This window comes from Levilactobacillus yonginensis (assembly GCF_003946265.1).
Lineage (GTDB): Bacteria > Bacillota > Bacilli > Lactobacillales > Lactobacillaceae > Levilactobacillus > Levilactobacillus yonginensis.
Genome location: NZ_RHNO01000049.1, coordinates 1 through 4295, shown reverse-complemented (window position 1 = coordinate 4295; position 4295 = coordinate 1). Strand labels below are relative to the sequence as shown.

The window sequence follows — 4295 nt, the reverse complement described above, 5'->3', positions numbered from 1 at the left end:
AGCGCCTTGAGACGCTGGCCGGTACCCAGGGCTTATAGCCCTCGAGAAAACCACCCGTTTAACGGGTGGTTTTTATTCGGAGGGATGAATAAGTAAAGAATCCTTAAGATGTTCGAAAGTGGGTGACAAATCTTCGCTAGATTTCGTTAGTAACAAATGAGTCGTTAGTTTAGGTCAGTGTACCAGGGACACTAAAAAGGAGTTGAGAAATTATCTCAACTCCTTAATGACTAAGTGGTTAATCTAAACGGGCGACTTAGCCTAATTTCTTTGCAATGTTTTCCAGAGTAACTTCAGCTGTATCGCTAAAGACCATGTCTGCAGCACCGAGTTCCTTGGCATCACCAATTCCCAAGGAGACTTCACCAGCCGCGTTGATGGCAGCCACGCCAGCAGCTGCGTCTTCCACACCAATGCACTGTTCTGGTGGGAGGTTCAACAGTTCAGCACCACGGGTGTAGATTTCAGGATCTGGCTTACCATGTGTCAGCGTGGCGGGGTCGACGATCTTAGGGAAGTAATCAGCCAATTGCAGCTTGCCTAACACACGGGGGGCGTTCTTTGAAGCGGAAGCCAATGACAGGTCGTAACCCTTGGCTCGCAAGCTATCGAGGAAGGCCTTCATGCCGGGCAAAATGTTGGCAGGGGTCATCTTATCAACTTCAGCGACGTAATTGGTGTTCTTTTGAGCGGCTAATTTTTCTTTCTCAGCTTGGGTGTAGTCGTTTTCCTTGCCACCAGCCTTTAAAATCATTTCCAAAGAATCCATCCGGCTAATGCCCTTAAGACCGTCGCCCAGTTCTTTACTCCAAGCAACACCGAGACTGTCGGCAAGTTGATGCCAAGCAGTTCCGTGGAGGATTGAGGTATCAGTAATGACACCATCGAGGTCGAAGACGAATCCTTTAATATCAGCAAATTTTGTCATGTAAAACACTCCTTAATAGGTAATAGTTTGCGAAACATCGGGTTTAAGTGAAACAGAATCAGTGCCAACCTTGATGGTGGCCGCGTGATCGGCCGTCACGGTAATTTGGTGATGGTCGATATTGAAGGTGAATCGGGTTCCTCGTAAGAGTTGGTGGAATTGCACACTCTGCCAAGCTGCTGGCAAGTGTGGGTTGATCGTTAACTCAGGAGCAAGCGAGTCGACACCAGCGTAGAATCGGGTGGACATTAGTGTGACAGCGCCCATGACGCCTAGGTGAATGCCTTCGGCGGTGGTGCCACCCTGAATATCGTAGTAGTCAGAGAACAGGGCTTGTGAGAAGAAACGCCATGATTGATCCATATTGCCAGCCATGGCGGTCAACGCTGCGTACACGATACGGGAAAGGGTGGATCCGTGAGTGGTGCGATCCAGGTAGAATTGCAGGTTATTCAATAGTGCCTGTTGCGGTAAGTCATAGCCCAATTGCTTCAACAAGGACAATACCTGAGGTGCATCCAAGTTATAAAACGCCATTAGGGCGTCGGCTTGCTTGGCCACCTGGTAGGCGTCGGGGGTTTTCCCTTCAGCTTTTAGGATCCGGTCCATTCGGGAGATATCGCCGTATTTTTGCCGGTACTTACCAAAGTCGAGCCGAGGGAGCTTGAAGTAGCCCTCAAATTGGCCGATAATGCCGTCACTATTGATGTCCAACTTAAGATGATGCGCCACGTCGGCCTGTTTTTGTAAAAGTTCTGGTGTGACGCCGGTCTTTTGGTCAACTGCGGTCAGCGTCTCTTTTGAAAGTTGCTGGCGAATTTGTTTCAACTGGTTAAACAGCCAAGTTACCATCAAGTTAGTGTAGGCATTATTGGCCAAGCCAGTTGTATCTGAGTTGGGATAATTTTCGTGAAATTCATCGGGACCCATGACTTTGTCAATAGTGTAGCGGTGATCAGATTGGTCAAGCGTAACTTTGCTCAACCAGAATTGGGCAATCTCTTGTAACATTTCCAAACCGTACTTCGCCATGAAGTCCAAGTCACCAGAAATCCGTGTGTACATGATGACGTTGTACGCGATTGCTAAGGAAACATGGCGTTGCAATGAGGAATAGTCCGGATCCCAGGTATTTGTGAGGGGATTCAGGTGGACAACTTGTGACTGTTCGTCGCCAACTTCACCAGATTGCCAAGGATACATGGCACCAGCATAGCCGGCTGCTTGCGCGTTCTTCTTCGCTGCGGGGAGACGCCGGTATCGGTACATGAGCAGTTGCCGTGCTAATTTGGGATCGTGTAGCGTGAAGACTGGGAGATCAAACATTTCGTCCCAGAAGACGTGACCCCGGTATGCTTCACCATCTAGTCCCCGGGCATTGATGGAAGCATCAATTTTACCGGAGCGGATAGATTGAACGGCGGAAAATAGGTGGTAGAGGTTGACGCGGGTCAGTTTTTGCGACGTAATATCGCCCTTGATCTGAATGTCAGCATCCGCCCAACGTTGTTCCCAATAATGGGTACTGCTCTGCAACGTGTCGTCGTAGGACGCAGCCTGCAGGTCTGTCGTCGCTGTTTCCAGCAGGTCACCAGTGGTTTCACGATTGGTGAAGAGCACAACGTTTTTTTCAAAGGTATACGTGTGTTGTGGTTCGACATTAACGGAGCGCATTTGTCGAACCTGTTGGCCATCTACGGGCGAATTGGCTGGAGCAGCTAAAGCATCGCCGGGTCCACTAAGGTGCGAACCAATGGTAAAGTGAACTTGTGAAGACCGCGTTTCACCTTCCAGAAAAATCCGGTCCGGTTGTTGGCTGGTACCGGTGACCTGAACGTGGTGTTGGTCAAAGGCGTTGTACCGTTCAACGTTACCGTTAACGACGCCACCATCAATGGCAGAGTAGACCTGTAAGGTACCTGCGAAGTTGAGGGGCGTAATCTCGTATTTAATTGCGAGACGGTGCCAATCCTTGAAGTTGGCCAGTTTAGATGTTCGAATCCTCAGAGCGTGACCGGTTGAGAGCTGGACCAACATGGTGGTCGTTAGGGTGCCGGTATGCAAGTCCAGGCTTCGATAGATGTCCTGAATGTCGGCCGCTTTGATTTGAAAAGGATTTTGATGGTCGACACCAAATGAGAGGGCTTGCGCGTTTGGTAAATTAACCAAGTCTTCATTTTTAACCTGACGACCGTTGAGATTGGTCGTCAGTTGATCGTAGAGTCCGGCTGTGTACATGCCCGGATAGTTGTTTGCATCGGCATGAGCTTCCGTATAGGCACCACGGAGGCCGAAGAAACCGTTGCCAACTGTCAGCATGGCTTCCTGACCGTAGTTGCGTTTGCCAGTATATTGACCGTAATAGTCGAGATGCCAACTGAGATAGTCGCGCTTGGTGGCTAAAGCCTGGGTCAGACCGTGTTCTGCGATGGCCTGATTGCTAACGACGGGGATGTTCAGCATGTTCGTGATGGCCAAGCCAATGTCGATCCGTTGGTGGTTGATGCCGACGACCGTGTCTGAAAATGGATAACTGAGGGCGTTGTCAACGATGGCAGCGTCCACATCCAAGCCAGCGAGTTTGAGACGTAAATTTTCGAGGTTCTCACCGATGGTTTGTTCGGCATTATAGGCAATGATAAATTGACGTTGTCCGGACCGATCAGCTGGTTGGTAACTGACTTCTAAGGAGTCATCTAAGACGTGTAATGTAATGATTTTCAAGTTAATTCGTCATCCTTTCTGCTAAATGTTAGCGTATTCTTCACTATTTATCTTAGGCTACCGCCAGACAATAAGCAATTAATCCTCTTCAATTTGTTAAAAATAATTTTACTTATAAACGGCTAAACGGCGCTATTGCAACCGATTGCAGTATTTTGTCCTAGGAGGGTGAAGTGACCTTACTAGGTGTACAAACGTGGCATAGCGTAATCAATTGAAAGCATTTGACACAAAAAGAGCCTGAAACGATTATGTCTCAGACTCCGAAATGGATAAGTTTAAGTTAATTGGTTAAAGGTTGAAAAATAATTATTGGCTTCAACCCGGTATGACGCAGCTGCAAGATGACTAAAGTGGTCGCGCTACGCTGCCTGGCAGTGATTGTGTTTTAGTATAATTACCATACTATTCATTCCAGGAGGATCGTTAGTGACCTGAGGGATACTGTGTAAGCCGAGAGGCCGCCAGTTATGGGCTCAGGCGCTTCGTTATTCTTAGTATCGGTGGTTTTTCGGTTCTATGATATTTGGTGTTGATAGAGAAATCTATCGACACCATTTTTTTGTATAATAAAAGGGGCACACTGCCCCACATCAACATAGTCGACCAAAACCAATTGAAAGTGAGAATGACAATATGTCCC

Annotated in this window: 2 protein-coding genes; both read right to left on the bottom strand. The window is 48.1% G+C overall.

The genetic code is table 11. The features are described 5' to 3' along the window. Positions 1-256 precede the first annotated feature (256 nt). Positions 257-928, bottom strand: coding sequence for a beta-phosphoglucomutase (pgmB, locus tag EKM87_RS12190; RefSeq protein WP_125685012.1), 672 nt, complete (start codon positions 926-928; stop codon positions 257-259). 12 nt (positions 929-940) lie between these two features. After that, positions 941-3652, bottom strand: a complete 2712-nt coding sequence (locus EKM87_RS12185) for a glycoside hydrolase family 65 protein (protein ID WP_125685010.1) — start codon at positions 3650-3652, stop codon at positions 941-943. Between the last annotated feature and the right edge of the window lie 643 nt (positions 3653-4295).

Bases quoted from the DNA above. Each gene is read 5' to 3' on its own strand.
- pgmB (WP_125685012.1), bottom strand. From the start codon at position 928: ATGACAAAATTTGCTGATATTAAAGGATTCGTCTTCGACCTCGATGGT.